We start from the raw sequence: 16,803 nt of genomic DNA, 5'->3' as shown, positions 1-16,803 counted from the left end.
CAGCGCAGCAATCTGGCGGCATGCTCGGTCCAACCTGTTCAAGGAATGCCACAGGAGGCCGCGATGGCGTACAGCTGTTCGATCGACGATGCCGTAGACCAGGTGCTGGCGCGCCTGCCCGCGCATATCCACATGGGCCTGCCGCTGGGGCTGGGCAAGCCCAACCGCTTCGTCAACGCCCTGTATGCGCGAATCCGCCAGTTGCCCGAGCGGCAACTGACCATTTACACCGCTTTGAGCCTGGGCCGCCCGGACCTGGGCGACGGCTTGCAGCGGCGCTTTCTTGAGCCCTTCATCGAGCGGGTGTTCGCCGACTACCTTGAGCTGGACTACCTGCACGACCTGCGCCGCGACCAGTTGCCGGCCAACATCCGTGTCGAGCAGTTCTTCATGCAACCCGGCAGCCTTTTGCACAGCACCATGGCCCAGCAGGACTACATCAGCAGCAACTACAGCCATGCCGCCCGCGATATCAACGCCAAGGGCTTGAACCTGGTGGCGCAGCTGGTAGCCGAAGATCCGGCACATCCCGGCCAGTTGAGCCTGAGCTGCAACCCGGACATCACCCTCGACCTGCTGCCAATGATTGCCCGCCGCCGGGCAGCCGGCGAAACCATCCTCATGCTCGGCCAGGTGCATGCCGAACTGCCGTACATGCCGGGCGCGTCCGAGCTGCCCCGCAATGACTTCGACCTGCTGATCGACCGCCCGGAAAACACCCGGTTGTTCTCCACGCCGAACATGCCGGTGACCACCCAGGACCATTTCATCGGCCTGCATGCCAGCACCCTGGTGCGCGATGGCGGCACCCTGCAGATCGGCATTGGTGCCATGGGCGATGCGCTGACCGCAGGGTTGCTGGCGCGACAGGCTGACAGCGAGGCGTACCAGGCATTGCTGGCAGATATCAACCTGACGCCCTGGCATAGCCTGATCGAACGCGAAGGCGGCCTCCAGCCCTTTGCCCGCGGCCTGTACGGCTGCAGCGAAATGTTCGTCAACGGCCTGCTGGCACTGGTCGAAGCTGGAATCATCCGCCGCCCGGTGTACCCGGACGAGTCGCGCCAGCAGGCGGCCAACAACGGCGAGCTGGATGACCAGGGTGTGCTAGTGCATGGCGGCTTCTTTCTTGGCCCTCAGGCGTTTTACCAGCGCCTGCGGGAAATGCCGCCAAGCCAGCGCAAACGCTTCGCCATGAGCGCCATCAGCTACATCAACGAGCTGTATGGCCAGGAGTCGCTCAAGCGCCTGCAGCGCCGGGATGCGCGCTTTATCAATACAGTGTTCACCATGACCTTGATGGGCGCCGGGGTCGCCGACCAGCTGGAAGACGGCCGGGTGCTCAGCGGGGTCGGCGGGCAGTACAACTTCGTTGCCCAGGGCCATGCCCTGGAAGGCGCGCGTTCGATCCTGCTGCTGCGCAGCTGGCGTGAGTCAGGCGGCGAGGTCAGTTCCAACCTGGTCTGGGAATACGGCCATTGCACCATTCCCCGCCACCTGCGCGATATCGTCGTCACCGAATACGGAATCGCCGACCTGCGCGGGCAGACCGATGCCGAGGTGATTGCCCGTTTGCTGGCGATCACGGACTCACGCTTTCAGCCCGAACTGATCGAGCGGGCGCAGAAGGCCGGCAAGTTGCCGAAGGATTTTTGCCTGGATCAGCGCTTCAGCGACAACACCCCGCAGCGTTTGCAGGCGCTGCGTGACCGCCACGCACGGTTGTTCCCCGAGTATCCGCTGGGCAGTGATTTCACCGCCGAGGAGCGCGATTTGCTGCGGGCGCTGAACTGGCTCAAGAGCAAGTTCAAGTTGAGTGAGGTGCTGGAACTGGGCAAGGCGGCGCTGGATGCACCGGCACCCGAGGCGTTTCCTGCGCAGTTGGCGCGGATGAACCTGGCGCAGCCGCAGGGGCTGAAGGAAGATCTGTATCAGCGCTTGTTGCTGGCGGGGTTGCAGGCGACAGCTTTTAACTGATCGCGGGGCAAGCCCGCTCCTACAGGCTGGTAGGAGCGGGCTTGCCCCGCGAAAAAGTCGGCGTTGATTACTCGATGAAAGTAACCACGCCATCTTTCAGCGACTTGACCCGGGCCAGCGATTCAACGCGGTAGCCCTGGCTGTCCAGTTCGGCGCGGCCGCCCTGGAACGATTTCTCGATGACGATACCCAGGCCGGCAACAGTGGCGCCGGCTTGCTTGATGATCGAGATCAGCGCCTGGGAGGCTTTGCCGTTGGCCAGGAAGTCGTCGATCACCAGCACGCGGTCGCTGCTGTTGAGGTGGCGCGGGGAGATCGCCACGGTGTTCTCAGTCTGCTTGGTGAAGGAATACACCGAAGCCACCAGCAGGTTTTCGGTCAGGGTCAGCGACTGGTGCTTGCGCGCGAAAATCACCGGGACGCCCAGTTTCAGGCCGGTCATCACCGCCGGGGCAATGCCCGAGGCTTCGATGGTGACGATCTTGGTGATGCCCGAATCGGCAAACCGGCGGGCGAACTCGTCGCCAATCAGTTGCATCAGCGCAGGGTCGATCTGATGGTTGAGAAACGCATCGACTTTGAGAACCTGATCGGAAAGCACGATGCCTTCTTCGCGAATCTTCTGGTGCAGTGCTTCCACTGTGGTATTTCCTCGATGTAGCAAGAGTGGCCACGGCAATACGCCGCAGCAAAGGTTGATTATCTAACGTTTGAGCATGGCACGGATATCGGCCAGTGCGTTGTTGCCGCGAGCGGCCTTCACTTCGGTTGGCGCGTCGTCCAGGCCCTCCCAGGCCAGGTCGTCGTCGGGCAACTCGTCCAGGAAGCGGCTCGGCGAGCAATCGATGATCTCGCCGTACTGCTTGCGCTTGGCAGCAAAGGTGAAGGCCAGGGTCTGACGTGCGCGGGTAATCCCGACGTAGGCCAGACGCCGTTCTTCTTCGATAGTGTCGGCTTCGATGCTGGAACGGTGCGGGAGGATTTCCTCCTCCATGCCCATGATGAACACGTAGGGGAACTCCAGGCCCTTGGAGGCGTGCAGGGTCATCATCTGCACGCCTTCGGCGCCGTCTTCCTCTTCCTGCTGGCGCTCGAGCATGTCGCGCAAAACCAGCTTGCCGATGGCCTCTTCGATGGTCATGCCGCCGTCTTCGTCTTTCTCGAGGGTGTTTTTCAACGCCTCGATCAGGAACCAGACGTTGCTCATGCGAAAATCCGCAGCCTTGTCGCTGGAGCTGTTGGTGCGAATCCAGTTTTCGTAGTCGATGTCCATGATCATGCTGCGCAGGGCAGCGATCGGGTCTTCCAGGGCAACCTGTTCGCGGACCTTGTCCATCCAGCGCTTGAAGCGCTGCAGGCGGTCGGTATAACGGCTGTCCAGGTGCTCGCCAAGGCCCAGCTCCTCGCTGGCGGCATACATCGAAACCTTGCGCTCGGTGGCGTAGTTGCCGAGTTTTTCCAGGGTGGTCGAGCCGATTTCCCGGCGCGGTACGTTGATCACCCGCAGGTAGGCGTTGTCATCGTCCGGATTTACCAGCAGGCGGAAGTAGGCCATCAGGTCTTTAACTTCCTGGCGTCCGAAGAAGCTGTTGCCGCCGGACAGGCGATACGGCACCTGGTGGTGCTGCAGCTTCAGCTCGATCAGCTTGGCCTGGTAGTTGCCCCGGTAAAGAATGGCGAAGTCACTGTAGGGCCGGTCGGTGCGCAGGTGCAGGCTGAGGATTTCCATGGCTACCCGTTCGGCCTCGGCTTCCTCGTTCTTGCAGCGGATCACGCGGATCTCGTCGCCGTGGCCCATCTCGCTCCACAGCTGCTTTTCGAAGGCATGCGGGTTGTTCGAGATGAGCACGTTGGCGCAGCGCAAAATGCGGCTGGTGGAGCGGTAGTTCTGCTCGAGCATCACCACTTTCAGCGACGGGTAGTCGTCCTTGAGCAGCATCAGGTTCTCGGGCCGGGCGCCGCGCCAGGCGTAGATCGACTGGTCGTCGTCGCCAACCACGGTGAACTGGTTGCGCGTGCCGATCAGCATCTTCACCAGCAGGTACTGGCTGGCGTTGGTGTCCTGGTATTCGTCGACCAGCAGGTAACGGACCTTGTTCTGCCACTTTTCGAGGACATCGGGGTTGTCCTGGAACAGCTTGACCGGCAGCAGGATCAGGTCGTCGAAGTCCACCGCGTTGAACGCCCGCAGGGTGCGCTGGTAGTGCGCATAGACCACCGCGGCGGTCTGCTCCTTGGGGTTGCGGGCGTTTTCCAGGGCTTCGGGCGGCAGGATCAGGTCGTTCTTCCAGGCGCCGATCATGTTCTTGATCTCGTCGACACCGTCGTCGCCCGAGTATTCCTTCTGCATGATGTCGGTCATCAGGGCTTTGACATCGGTCTCGTCGAAAATCGAGAAGCCCGGTTTGAAGCCCAGCCGTTCATGCTCCTTGCGGATGATGTTCAGGCCCAGGTTGTGGAAGGTCGACACGGTCAGGCCGCGGCCTTCGCCCTTGCGCAGCAGGGTGCCGACCCGCTCTTTCATCTCCCGCGCGGCCTTGTTGGTGAAGGTCATGGCCACGATGTACTGGGCACGGATGCCACAGTTCTGGATCAAGTGCGCGATCTTGCGGGTGATCACGCTGGTTTTGCCGGAGCCTGCACCGGCGAGCACCAAAAGAGGGCCGCCGACGTAGTTCACGGCTTCTTGTTGCCGGGGGTTGAGTCGGGACATGACGAAAACCGGGGACGCTAGAAAAATAGCCGGGCATTTTAGCAGGGGTAGAAAGTTTCTGCCGCGACCGTCTGACAGTGTGACGTACCACGCGATCTAAATTTGCCGCATTTGATACTTTCCCGCAGGATGCGTGGCGAAACCTGCGGGATGTCGGCAATGGAATGGCATGACTTTAAGTGAAAATCATTTTCATTAATGGTTTAGGATACGCATTCTCGCTGCCCATCGTCATTTGACTGTGTCTACGTCCTAAGGAGCCAGCTTGTCTACGCCCGTCGAACCCTTGCGTTTGCTCCTGCTGGCCGATGAGCCGGAATGGGCCATTGTGTTGCGCGAGTGTCTGCTGCCGATGGCGGGCCAGGCGGTATTGCTGACCGCTCCGAACTGGGAGGCGGTCGACAGCCTGTTTGCCAATGACCGCAATGCGCTGGTGCTGGCGACCCCGCAACTGCAGCCGGCGCCCGGGCGCTGCGTGCTGCCGATGGTGCTGCTGCTCGAGCATGAACCGCAGGTGCCGCCGCCGGGTGTCAGCGACTGGCTGATTCGCGACCAGCTGACCAGCAATATCCTGCGCCGCAGCCTGCGCCATGTCCGCGAGCGCGGCGTCCTCGAAGCGACCCTGCAACGCCTGGCCGAACAGGACCCGCTGACCGGCATCGCCAACCGCCAGGGTTTCCAGACCCTGCTGGCTGCGCGCCTGGCCGACAACGAAGGGCGCGGCGTCGCCCTCGGGCACCTGGACCTGGACAACTTTCGCCATGCCAACGACGCCCTCGGCCACCAGGCCGGCGACCGGTTGATCCTGCAGGTGGTGGGCCGGCTGAAGAGCCAGCTTGAAGCCGGCGACCAGGTTGCACGTCTGGGCAGCGACGAATTCGCCCTGTTGATCGATACCCGCCGCGAGCCGCAGCGCGCCGAATGGATGGCCGAACGCATCACCGAAGCCCTGGCCGAACCTTACTGGATCGACAGCGAAAGCCTGTTGCTCGGCTGCAGCCTGGGGGTTGCCCACGCCCGCGCCCAGGGTGGCGCCGACCCGCTGATGTGGCATGCACACATCGCCATGCAGCAGGCCAAGAGCACCCAGGGCTGTACCTTTCACGTCTTCAACGAACGCATCAACCGCAACGCCCGCAGCCTTGCCGACCTGGAAAGCGAGCTGCGCCGGGCGCTGCGCCGCGACGAGCTGGAGCTGCATTACCAGCCGCGACTGAACCTGGCCGACGGGCGCATTGTCGGCCTCGAAGCCCTGGTGCGCTGGCGCCATGCCGAACGCGGGCTGCTGCCGCCCAGCGAGTTCGTACCGCTGGCCGAGCAGAGTGGGCTGATCGTGCCTTTGGGCTACTGGGTCATCTCCCGGGCCCTGCGCGACATGCAGGCGCTGCGTGAGCAGAGCCTGGCGCCGTTGCACATGGCGGTGAACCTGTCGTTTCGCCAGTTCCAGGACAGCCAGCTGTTGGCGACCCTGAGCCGGCTGATCATCGAACACGGCGTCGATGCCCGCTGGCTGGAATTCGAACTGACCGAAACCGCCGTGATGCGCCGCAATGACCTGGTCAAACAGACCATGGACGCCCTTGGGCGCCTGGGCGTGCGCTTCTCGCTGGACGATTTCGGCACCGGCTTTTCGTCGTTCGTGCACCTCAACAGCCTGCCGATCACCTTGCTCAAGGTCGATCGCAGCTTTGTCGGCGGCATGGAGCAGCGTGAAGAGAACCGCAAGCTGGTGCACGCGATGATCAACCTGGCGCACAACCTCAACCTCGAGGTGGTGGCCGAGGGCGTGGAAACCCCGGAGCAAATGGACCTGCTGCGCAGTTTCGATTGCGATCAGGTGCAGGGGTTTCTGATCAGCCGGCCATTGCCGATTGATGAGTTGATGGAGTATTTGCTGCGCGGGCCGGCGCAGCAAGCAGCATCGCGGGTCATGTAGGAGCGGGCTTGACCCGCGATGGGGCCCTTCAAACCACTGAAGCAGTCACCTTGTTCACCCCAGCGGCACTGCCCAGCAAGCGCTTCATCCGCCATTCGAATGCCAGGGTCAGGCTCACCGCCGCACACGCCAGGCCCAGCGCCAGCCCCCACCACACGCCTACCGCGCCCAGGCCGAGGTTGAAGGCCAGCAGCCAGGCCGCCGGTGCACCGATCACCCAGTAACAGAACAGCCCGACCAGGAAGGTGGTCTTGGCATCCTTGAGGCCTCGGATCGAGCCCATGGCAATGGTCTGCACGCCGTCGAACAGCTCGAACCAGGCGGCGACCATCAACAGGCTTACCGCCAGCTGGATGATGTCGGCAAAGGCCGGGTCACCGTGGTCGAGGAACAGCCCCACCAGCGGGTCTGGCAGCAGCCAGAAGAGGATGGCGAACATCAGCATCATCGCCGCGCCAAAACCGATACCCACGCGGCCGGCATGCCGTGCCCCCAACAGGTTGTCGGCGCCGTAATAGAGCCCTACACGCATGGTCACGGCGTACGACAGGCCGGCCGGAATCATGAATGCGGTAGAGACGATCTGCAGGGCGATCTGGTGCGCGGCAAGCTCGGTGCTGCCGAGCACGCCCATGCACAGCGCGGCGAAGGCGAACAGGCCGACCTCGACGGTGTAGGTGCCGCCAATCGGCAGGCCCAGGCGCCACAGCTCACGCAGGGCTGGCCATGACGGGCGGCTCAGGCCCTGGCGAATCGGGTAGGGTGCATAGGCCGGGTGCCAGCGGATATACAGCGCCATGGCCACGGCCATGCAGTTGGCAACGATTGCGGTCACCAGGCCGATGCCCACCAGGCCCAGCTTCGGCAGGCCGAACATGCCTTCGATCAGCGCATAGTTGAGCAGGAAGTTGGCCACCGTGCCGATCAGGCTGATGACCATCACCGGCGTCGAGCGGCCAATGGCGCTGGTAAAGCCGCGCAGGGCCATGAAACTCAGGTAGCCGGGCAGGGCGAAGGGCAGCAGCAGCAGGAACTGCGCGGCCGCCTCGACGTTGTTCGGGCTCTGGCCGAGCAATAGCAGTACCGGCTCCAGGTTCCACAGCGCCAAAGCCGCCACCAGGGCCATGACCCAGGCCAGCCACAACCCGGCCTGGGTCAGGCGGGTGGCGCCGGCGATGTCGCCAGCACCCTTGCGAATCGCCACCAGGGTGCCGACGGCGGCGATCACGCCCAGGCAAAAGATCGACACGAACGAATAGCTCGCCGCGCCCAGGCCGCCACCGGCCAGGGCCTGCGGGCTGATGCGGGCCATCATCAGAGTGTCGGTGAGCACCATCAGCATGTGCGCCAACTGCGAGGCAATCAGCGGCCCGGCCAGGCGCAGCAAAGCCTTGAGTTCTTGGGTAGGCGCAGCCTGCATGGAGTCGTCCTTTTCTTACGCGATAGATTCAAAGCGTGAAAGTCTGAGGCTTGGTGCGGTTATCCACAAAAGGATAATAGCGATGGTTGGCATGATTAAAACTCATGGGAGTATGATCCAGTCGATTGCCTGTGGATAACCCGGAGCCCGCCGCCATGTCTCGCCGTTTACCGCCTCTGTATGCACTGCGGGCCTTCGAAGCGGCGGCCCGGCATAGCTCGTTCACCCGCGCCGCAGATGAGTTATCGATAACCCAGAGTGCCGTCAGCCGGCACATCCGCACCCTTGAAGAGCACTTTGCCTGCCGTTTGTTCGTGCGCAATGGCCGCAGCTTGCAACTCAGCGAAGCGGCGCGTTTGCTGTTGCCAGGGGTGCGCGAAGGCTTTGCCGCGCTGGAGCGGGCCTGCAACACCCTGCGCAGTGAAGACGACATCCTGCGCATGAAAGCCCCTTCGACCCTGACCATGCGCTGGCTGCTGGCGCGCCTCAGTCGCTTTCGCCACCTGCAGCCGGGCAACGAAGTGCAACTGACCAGCGCCTGGATGGATGTCGATCATGTCGATTTCAACCATGAGCCTTTCGACTGCGCGGTATTGCTCAGCGACGGTCACTTTCCGCCGGACTGGGAGGTCAAGCGGCTGTTTTCCGAGCTGCTGATCCCGGTAGGCGCGCCCGAGCTGCTCAAGGAAGGGCAGTGGGACGAGCGGCGCCTGGCCGGTGTCGAGCTGCTGCATCCAACCCCCGACAAGCGCGACTGGCGCAGCTGGCTGGCGCGCATGGACCTCACCGACAAGGTGTCGCTCAAGGGCGGCCAGGTATTCGATACCCTGGAGCTGGGCATGATCGCCGCCGCTCGCGGTTATGGAGTGTCCATGGGCGACCTGCTGATGGTTGCCGAAGACGTCGCCCAGGGCCGCCTGAGCCTGCCGTGGCCGACAGCGGTTGCCAGCGGCCTGGATTACTACCTGGTCTGGCCGCGAACCCGCCCCGGTGGCGAGCGGCTGCGGCGTCTGAGCGACTTCCTGCAGGGCGAGGCGGATTCGATGGACCTGCCCAAGGTTCAAATTCTGGGGACATCAGCGTCTATCGGAGCGAGTTGACCGTTTGCGCAGGATAACCCTGTTGCACGCTCAAGTATTGCGTCAGGCCGCCGAAGCAGAGGCATCAGAGCCACGCCTAGATGGTTCGATTCCCGTATCGATGCGGACGGTCAGCGTGATCAGGACGATCCCGGCCCCTCTTGCCAGGAGCTTCCATGTCTCAACCCCGTGCCCGGATTGCCTCGCAACTCGGTATCGCCCTTGCCATCGTGCTTGCTGTGGTGATTACCGGTAGCACCCTGTTTGCCCTGCGTTCGCTGGACAACGCCAACCTGAATACCCGCCAGGAACACCTGGCCAGTGAAGCGCGCCTGCTCGCCGATCAGCTCGACACTTTCCACAGTACCCTGCGCGAAAGCACCCAGCGCCTCAGCGGGCTGTTCGAGAAGCGCTTTGCTGCCGGTTTGCAGCTGCATCCAGGGGAGTCGGTGACGGTTGCCGGGGTTTCCACGCCCGCGCTGTACCTGGGCGAGCAACTGCTCAACAACGACTTTCGCCAGGTGGATGATTTTCGCCAGATGACCGCAGGCGTTGCCACCTTGTTCGTGCGCAGCGGCGACGACTTCATTCGCATCAGCACCTCGCTGACCAAGCAGGACGGCAGCCGCGCCATTGGCACCCTGCTGGATCGCCAGCATCCGGCCTACGCGCGCTTGCTAGCCGGTCAAGCCTACGTTGGCCGGGCCAACCTGTTCGAGCGCGACTACATGACCCAGTACACCCCGGTGCGTGACGGCAGCGGGCGGGTGATTGCGGTGCTGTTTGTCGGTTTCGACTACACCGACGCGCAGAAGGCTCAGTTTGCCAACCTCGGACGTTTTCGTATCGGCCAGACCGGTTCACTGGCCTTGCTCGACGACAAGCAGCACTGGTTGGTGCCGCCAGCAGGTGTGCGTGCGGACAGTCAGGCGGCGCAGGCGCTTGCCGGGTTCACTGCGGGCGAAGGGCGTTTCTGGCATGACGGCGTCGAAGAGCTGTTCAGCGTGACCGTGGCGTTTGCCGGCGGGCCGTGGACGGTGGTGGCAAGCATGCCGAAGGCGGAAATCCGCGCAGTGACCTGGAGCGTCGGCACGCGCCTGGCCATCGGCAGTTTGCTGGCGATGTTGCTGGCGGTCGCCGCCACCCTGTGGCTGTTGCGCCGCCGTCTGCGCCCCTTGGCTGACCTCTTGCAGCAGGCGCAGGCCCTTGGCGCCGGTGACCTGCAGGCGCGCTTGCGGGTATCGAGCGATGACGAAATCGGCCAGTTGGCGCACAGTTTCAACCAGATGGGCGAAGCCCTGGCGAGCATGGTCGAGCACATTCGCGCAGCAGCGGAGCAAGTCAGCAGCCGCGCCCAGGCCTTGTCGGGCATGTCCTCCGGGGCCTGTGAGGGCATGGAGCAGCAGTCTGGCGAAATCACCAGCATGGCCGGCGCTGTCGAGCAGTTCAGCGCCACCTCGATGAACATCGCCGAGAACATGGGCAGCACCGAACGCATGGCCCAGGACAACGTCCAGCAAACCCGCATTGGCCGTGCCTCGATGGACCAGGCGTCATCGTCCCTGGAGCAGATCGCCAGCGCCCTGGCCGGCACCGCCACGGTGATCGACACCCTGGGCCTGCGCTCCGAAGAAATTGGCGGCATCGTCGGCGTGATCACCTCGATTGCCGAGCAGACCAACCTGCTGGCCTTGAACGCTGCCATCGAAGCGGCGCGGGCCGGTGAGCAGGGCCGGGGCTTTGCCGTGGTTGCCGACGAGGTGCGCAACCTGGCCTCGCGCACCCGTCAGGCCACCGATGAAATCTCGGCGATGATCGGCAGCATCCAGCAGGAAACCGGCAATGCCATCAGCACCATGGAGCAGGGCAACCGCCTGATGCAAGAAGGCCTGGAACGCAATGCCAAGGTTGCCGCAGCGCTGGCGCAGATCGATGAGCGCAGCCGCTCGGCGGGGGAGCAGTTTGCCGCCATTACCACCGCTACCCAGGAGCAGAGCAGCACGGCGAACGTGCTCAGCCGCAACCTGCAGAGCATTGCCCTGGCCAACAGCGAGCAGCATGAGGTGGCGACTAACCTGGCGGCTACCGCGCGTGAGCTTGAGGGGTTGGCGGGGCAGTTGCGGCAGGAAGTGGACAGGTTTCGGGTTGGGCGGTGACGCCATCGCGGGTCAAGTCGAGGCGTCGCACCGCCGCTCCCACAGACCTTTGTAGGAGCGGGCTTGACCCGCGATGAGGCCCTCAAAGCCCAGGCATATCCAGCGCCTGCGCACAGGCCATCAGCGAGCGCCGCTCACTTTCGGCATACAACGCCAACTCATCCTGCACCGGCTTGCCCAGCGCCTGTTCGAAGGCGTCGCGGTTGGCGTTGCTGCCGTACTCGCTCTGCGCATCATCACCCAGATTCGACTGGAAGATTCCCGCCGCACTGACCGGCAGAAAGTCCTCGTACACCAGGGCCTCAAAGTGGATATGCCCGGCATCGATCAACGCCTGCAGTGACGTCGGCCGCTGAGCATCGCCGCGGGCTGCCAGGCCACGCTCGGTGGCAAAGTAGCGGAAGTACGCCAGCCCCTGCTCGCGCATCTGCGCCAGGTCATCGGGGAAGGCCTTGAAGCTGTCGCTGAGCAGGCTCATGTAGCGCTCGGCATTGGCCTCGGCCGGCACACCACCTAGCGCCGCGCGGGCGCCATCGAGCAGTTGGTCGTAAAGCTCGCGGCCTTTGGGCGTCAACGCCGCACCCCGTTGTTCGATCTCGCCAAAGCGCGCGGTATGGCTGCCGCTGCCTTCCCCGTTCTGATCGGTGAACGCGACCTTTTCCTGCAGCGCCTTGAAGCTGGTTTGACGCAGCAGTATCGGGCAGCGGCGCGGTGGCGGCCCTTCGATCACGGCTTTGGGCGGAATGCCCTTGGCCGGCATGCCCAGCTGAATGGCATCGATGTCCAGGGTGCGTGGGGTCAGGTGATTGATGTGCGGGCCCTTGAAGGCCACCACATCGGCAATCAGGCGGTGCTGGTCGTGCAGTTGCTGGTACTGCTCGGCGGTCACCGTGGCGTCCCGGTGCCAGCGGAAGGTATGCAGGGCTTCGTCGACAAACGCCTGGGCATCGTCGGCATTCAGGCCGCCAGCACGCTCGAACTGTTCGATCAGTTGCAGCGCGCGCGGAGTGAAGATCTGCCGCCGGGCAAGAATCTCGCGCGCCAGTTCACGCAGCGCCGGGTTGTCGATCAGTTCCAGGCGCAGCAAGGAGGTGAAGACCCGGAACGGGCTGATGTGCAGCGCTTGCTCGTGCACGGCGCGAAAGGCGGTGGAATGCACCGGTACACCGGCGCAGCTCAAGTCGTAGTAGCCCACCGGCTGCATGCCCATTACCGCGAACAGGCGGCCGATGGTCGTCAGCTCTTCGGCGGTTCCGACGCGAATGGCGCCGTGGCGTTCCTGATCGAGGCGCTCGATTTCGCCGGTCCAGCGCAGGGCCTGGGCAACTTCGGGTTGTTCAGCCATCACCTGCTGATTAATTTCGCTCACCAGCGACAGCAGCGTGCCGTACAGCGGCACTTCTTGCTTGTACATGAGCGACATGGCGGCCGAGAACTGCGCGCGAATGCTGTCCGGGCTGACGAAATCTTGAGCGGGCATCGAAAGCTTCCTGGTAAGTGGGCACCCTTACATGAAAGCGAGGAATGCAGTACCTGCACAAGCGAAAAAAAGTCGATGCGTCATTCCAAAAATTATCAATCTTGCCCAGCCAGCTCAGCGCGAATCCAGTCGACCAAGGCGCGCACCTTCGGCACCTCGGCGGCATGCTCGGAAAACGCCAGGAAATGCGCGCCATTGCTGCGCATGCTGTGCTGCCAGGGCACCACCAGTTTGCCCTCGGCCAGCTCCTGGGCCACCAGGTAGCGCGGTACCAGGGCCACGCCGCAGCCGGACTGGGCAGCACTGAGGCTCATATAGAAGGTGTCGAAGCGCGGCCCGTGATAGCTGTGGGCCGAGTGCAGGCCTTGCTCCAGGAACCACTCATGCCAGGCCTCCGGGCGCGAGGTGCTTTGCAGCAGCACCAGTTCGGCCAGTTCGCTGGCGTCCTTGAGTGTGCGCCCCTGCAACAGCTCTGGCGCACACACCGGCAGCACTTCTTCACCGAACAGCTCGATGCAGGTCGCGCCAGGCCAGGTGCCCTGGCCAAAGAAGAACACCACGTCGGCGGTCGCCTGCAACAGGGCGAAGGGTTCCATTTCGTTGCGGATGTCGAGGTGGATGTTCGGGTGCTGCTTGCCGAAGCCCTTGAGGTGCGGAATCAGCCAGCGCACGCCAAAGCTCGGTTGAGTGGCTACCTTGAGGACTTCGGTCTGTTCGCCGTAGGACATGATGTAACGGCTGGACATATCGACCTGGATGAGAATCTTGTTGACCTCGGCCAGGTACAGCGCGCCTGCTGGTGTCAGCTGCAGGCGCCGGCGGATGCGCAGAAACAAATGATGGCGGAGCATCTCTTCAAGCTGGGCCACCTGCTTGCTCACTGCGCTCTGGGTCAGGTGCAGCTCCTCGGCGGCGCGGGTGAAGCTCAGGTGCCGGGCGGCAGCTTCGAAACACTGCAGGGCGGCCATCGATGGCACCAGACGTTTGGACATAGCGGTCTCTAAGCCAGTAGATCATTACCTGGCGGAATGATATGCAGAATAAAGGTCGTTTGTTGCGCCAGAGTGATCGGATTAATACTGATCCCTATCACTATTTCAACCACTCATCGCATGCAGGAGAAGAAAATGGTTGATGGACTGCTTGACCGCCTCGGTGTCCCGGCCACTGCCTACACCCACGGTAACCATCCCGTTCACACCCCTATCGATGGCAGCGCGATTGCCGCGGTGCACCTGGAAAGCAAAGCCCAGGTAACCGCCAAGATCGATCAGGCCGAAAAAGCCTTCCAGGCCTGGCGCAACGTCCCGGCCCCACGCCGCGGTGAGTTGATCCGCCTGTTCGGCGAAGTATTGCGCAAGCACAAGGCCGAGCTCGGCGAGCTGGTGTCGATCGAAGCCGGCAAGATCACCCAGGAAGGCCTGGGCGAAGTGCAGGAAATGATCGACATCTGCGACTTCGCCGTCGGCCTGTCGCGTCAGCTCTATGGCCTGACTATCGCCTCCGAGCGCCCGGGCCACCATATGCGTGAAACCTGGCACCCGTTGGGCGTGGTTGGAGTGATCAGCGCCTTCAACTTCCCCGTCGCGGTCTGGGCCTGGAACACCACCCTGGCATTGGTGTGCGGCAACGCCGTGGTCTGGAAGCCGTCGGAGAAAACCCCGCTGACCGCGCTGGCCTGCCAGGCGCTGTTCGAAAAAGCCCTGAAAGCCTTTGGTGATGCGCCAGAAGGCCTGAGCCAGTTGATCATCGGTGATCGTGAGGCCGGCGAAGCGCTGGTCGACGATCCGCGCGTGCCGCTGGTCAGCGCCACCGGCAGCACCCGCATGGGCCGTGAAGTCGGCCCGCGGGTGGCTGCACGTTTCGGCCGCAGCATCCTCGAACTGGGTGGCAACAACGCGATGATTCTTGCACCGAGTGCCGACCTGGATCTGGCCGTGCGCGGCATCCTCTTCAGCGCCGTCGGTACTGCTGGCCAGCGCTGCACCACCTTGCGCCGGCTGATCGTCCATCGCTCGATCAAGGACGAAGTGGTTGCTCGGGTCAAAGCCGCCTACGCCAAGGTTCGTATCGGCGACCCGCGCAAGGACAACCTGGTCGGCCCGCTGATCGACAAGGCTTCGTTCGAAGGCATGCAGGACGCTTTGGCGCGCGCCCGCGATGAAGGCGGCCAGGTGTTTGGCGGTGAGCGGCAGATTCAGGACCAGTACCCGAATGCCTACTACGTGGCCCCGGCGATCGTCGAGATGCCTGGCCAGAGCGCCGTGGTTCGTCATGAAACCTTTGCACCGATCCTCTACGTGCTGGCCTACGACGAGTTCGAAGAAGCCCTGCGCCTGAACAACGAAGTGCCGCAAGGCTTGTCGTCGTGCATCTTCACCACCGACCTGCGCGAAGCCGAGCGCTTCCAGAGCGCCGCGGGCAGTGACTGCGGGATTGCCAACGTCAACATTGGCACCAGCGGTGCGGAGATTGGCGGCGCCTTTGGCGGTGAGAAGGAAACCGGCGGTGGCCGTGAGTCGGGCTCGGATTCGTGGAAGGCCTACATGCGCCGGCAGACCAATACCGTGAACTATTCCCGCGAGCTGCCGTTGGCGCAGGGGATTGTCTTCGACTGACGGGCCCATCGCGGGTCAAGTCGAGACGTCGCACCGCCGCTCCCACACCAATCGGTGTAGGAGCGGCGGTGCGACGTCTCGACTTGACCCGCGATCAGAACACCACCGCACAAGAATAAAACAGGAAGCCGGCCATGCCAGAACTGCGTCAACAATGCCTCTGGGAGCACGTCACCCAGCCCGCCGCGCCATCCCGTGTGCTGAGCGCCGAACTCAAGGCCGATGTGTGCATCATCGGCGGCGGCATCACTGGCCTGTCGGCAGCCATCCACCTGCTTGAGCAGGGCAAGTCAGTCATCCTGCTCGAAGCCTGGAAAATCGGCCACGGAGGTTCCGGGCGCAACGTTGGCCTGGTCAACGCCGGCACCTGGATTCGCCCGGACGACGTCGAAACGACCCTGGGCCAGAAGCAAGGCAGCCGCCTGAACAAGGTGCTGGGCGAAGCGCCGGGCGAGGTGTTCGCCACCATCGAACGCCTGGGTATCGACTGCCAGGCGCACAACAGCGGCACCCTGCACATGGCCCACAACGCCACCGGCGTTGCCGACCTCCAAGCCCGTCACCAGCAATGGAGCAGTCGCGGTGCCGATGTCGAACTGCTGACCGGGGCAAAGTGCGAAGAATATTGCGGTACTGACAAGATTTCCGCCGCGCTGCTCGATCGCCGCGCCGGCACCATCAACCCCATGGGGTATACCCAGGGCCTGGCCGCTGCGGTCGAGCGCCTGGGCGGGCAGATCTTCCAGCAGTCCGCCGTGCAAGGCCTGGAGCGTGAAGGCAGCAATTGGCGAGTGAAAACCGCCCAGGGTTCGGTCAGTGCCGACAAGGTGGTGATCTCCACCGGCGCCTACACCGAGGGCGACTGGACCAACCTGCAACGCCAGTTCTTCCGCGGTTACTACTACCAGGTCGCTTCGGTACCGCTGCAAGGCGCCGCTGCCGACAACGTGCTCAAGCACGGCCAGGGTTCATGGGATACGCGCACGGTGCTCAGCAGCATCCGTCGCGATGATCAGGGTCGGCTGTTGCTCGGCAGCCTTGGGCGGGTCGACAACAAGCCGGCCTGGTTCATCCGCAGCTGGGCCGATCGCATCCAGAACCATTACTTCCCGCAACTGGGCAAAGTCGAGTGGGAAATGCATTGGACCGGTTGCATCGACTTCACCCCGGACCACCTGATGCGCCTGTTCGAGCCAGCGCCGGGCATCGTCGCCGTCACCGGCTACAACGGCCGCGGCAACACCACCGGCACAGTGATCGGCAAAGCCTTCGCCCAGTACCTGTTGTGCGATAACCCCGATGCCTTGCCGATTCCGTTCTCGGCGATGAAACCGGTGTCGGCGCCGGCGCTGCGGACCGGCTTCTACGAAACCGGGTTCTCGCTGTATCACGCCGGGCAGTGCTTGCGCGTGGTGCTCTGACCG

11 protein-coding genes are annotated in these 16,803 nt (G+C 63.4%); 6 read left to right on the top strand and 5 right to left on the bottom strand.

Going from position 1 to position 16,803, the window contains the following annotated elements; all coding sequences use genetic code 11:
• The first annotated feature begins 63 nt into the window (after window positions 1-63).
• Window positions 64-1,977 (top strand): acetyl-CoA hydrolase/transferase C-terminal domain-containing protein, encoded by a 1,914-nt coding sequence (locus LOY22_RS26190; RefSeq protein ID WP_258595492.1) that lies wholly within the window; start codon window positions 64-66, stop codon window positions 1,975-1,977.
• A 67-nt stretch (window positions 1,978-2,044) separates the two neighbouring features.
• On the opposite strand, the gene LOY22_RS26185 is transcribed toward LOY22_RS26190, so the two are convergent.
• Window positions 2,045-2,617 (bottom strand): xanthine phosphoribosyltransferase, encoded by a 573-nt coding sequence (locus tag LOY22_RS26185; RefSeq protein WP_045199628.1) that lies wholly within the window; start codon window positions 2,615-2,617, stop codon window positions 2,045-2,047.
• Window positions 2,618-2,680: 63 nt separating this feature from the next.
• Window positions 2,681-4,690 (bottom strand): DNA helicase Rep, encoded by a 2,010-nt coding sequence (gene rep / locus LOY22_RS26180; protein ID WP_038998055.1) that lies wholly within the window; start codon window positions 4,688-4,690, stop codon window positions 2,681-2,683.
• Between the two features lie 265 nt (window positions 4,691-4,955).
• Here rep and LOY22_RS26175 point away from each other — a divergent pair, with 265 nt between their 5' ends.
• Window positions 4,956-6,626 carry a bifunctional diguanylate cyclase/phosphodiesterase gene (locus LOY22_RS26175; RefSeq protein ID WP_258595483.1) on the top strand — a complete coding sequence of 557 codons (1,671 nt, stop codon included), beginning with the start codon at window positions 4,956-4,958 and terminating at the stop codon, window positions 6,624-6,626.
• A gap of 28 nt (window positions 6,627-6,654) precedes the next feature.
• Here LOY22_RS26175 and LOY22_RS26170 read toward each other — a convergent pair whose 3' ends face one another.
• Window positions 6,655-8,046 carry a NorM family multidrug efflux MATE transporter gene (locus tag LOY22_RS26170; RefSeq protein ID WP_093378066.1) on the bottom strand — a complete coding sequence of 464 codons (1,392 nt, stop codon included), beginning with the start codon at window positions 8,044-8,046 and terminating at the stop codon, window positions 6,655-6,657.
• A 155-nt stretch (window positions 8,047-8,201) separates the two neighbouring features.
• Between LOY22_RS26170 and LOY22_RS26165 the strand changes: the two genes are divergently transcribed.
• Both LOY22_RS26165 and LOY22_RS26160 read left to right on the top strand, forming a co-directional pair.
• On the top strand, window positions 8,202-9,146 hold the full coding sequence (locus LOY22_RS26165; RefSeq protein WP_258595481.1) for a LysR substrate-binding domain-containing protein: 945 nt from the start codon (window positions 8,202-8,204) through the stop codon (window positions 9,144-9,146).
• 155 nt (window positions 9,147-9,301) lie between these two features.
• Window positions 9,302-11,281, top strand: coding sequence for a methyl-accepting chemotaxis protein (locus tag LOY22_RS26160; RefSeq protein WP_093378075.1), 1,980 nt, complete (start codon window positions 9,302-9,304; stop codon window positions 11,279-11,281).
• 82 nt (window positions 11,282-11,363) lie between these two features.
• On the opposite strand, the gene LOY22_RS26155 is transcribed toward LOY22_RS26160, so the two are convergent.
• Both LOY22_RS26155 and LOY22_RS26150 read right to left on the bottom strand, forming a co-directional pair.
• Window positions 11,364-12,761, bottom strand: a complete 1,398-nt coding sequence (locus tag LOY22_RS26155) for a VOC family protein (RefSeq protein ID WP_213602894.1) — start codon at window positions 12,759-12,761, stop codon at window positions 11,364-11,366.
• Between the two features lie 95 nt (window positions 12,762-12,856).
• Window positions 12,857-13,753: a LysR family transcriptional regulator gene (locus LOY22_RS26150; RefSeq protein ID WP_258595474.1), complete on the bottom strand. Its 897-nt coding sequence runs from the start codon at window positions 13,751-13,753 to the stop codon at window positions 12,857-12,859.
• A gap of 135 nt (window positions 13,754-13,888) precedes the next feature.
• On the opposite strand from LOY22_RS26150, the gene LOY22_RS26145 reads away from it, so the two are divergent.
• Both LOY22_RS26145 and LOY22_RS26140 read left to right on the top strand, forming a co-directional pair.
• Window positions 13,889-15,379, top strand: a complete 1,491-nt coding sequence (locus LOY22_RS26145; protein ID WP_195885310.1) for an aldehyde dehydrogenase family protein — start codon at window positions 13,889-13,891, stop codon at window positions 15,377-15,379.
• A 134-nt stretch (window positions 15,380-15,513) separates the two neighbouring features.
• Window positions 15,514-16,800: an FAD-binding oxidoreductase gene (locus LOY22_RS26140; RefSeq protein WP_258595473.1), complete on the top strand. Its 1,287-nt coding sequence runs from the start codon at window positions 15,514-15,516 to the stop codon at window positions 16,798-16,800.
• Window positions 16,801-16,803: the final 3 nt, after the last annotated feature.

The organism is Pseudomonas sp. B21-035 (assembly GCF_024748945.1).
GTDB lineage: Bacteria > Pseudomonadota > Gammaproteobacteria > Pseudomonadales > Pseudomonadaceae > Aquipseudomonas.
The sequence above is the reverse complement of the archived record's forward strand: the minus strand, read 5'-3'. Positions and strand labels throughout refer to the sequence as shown.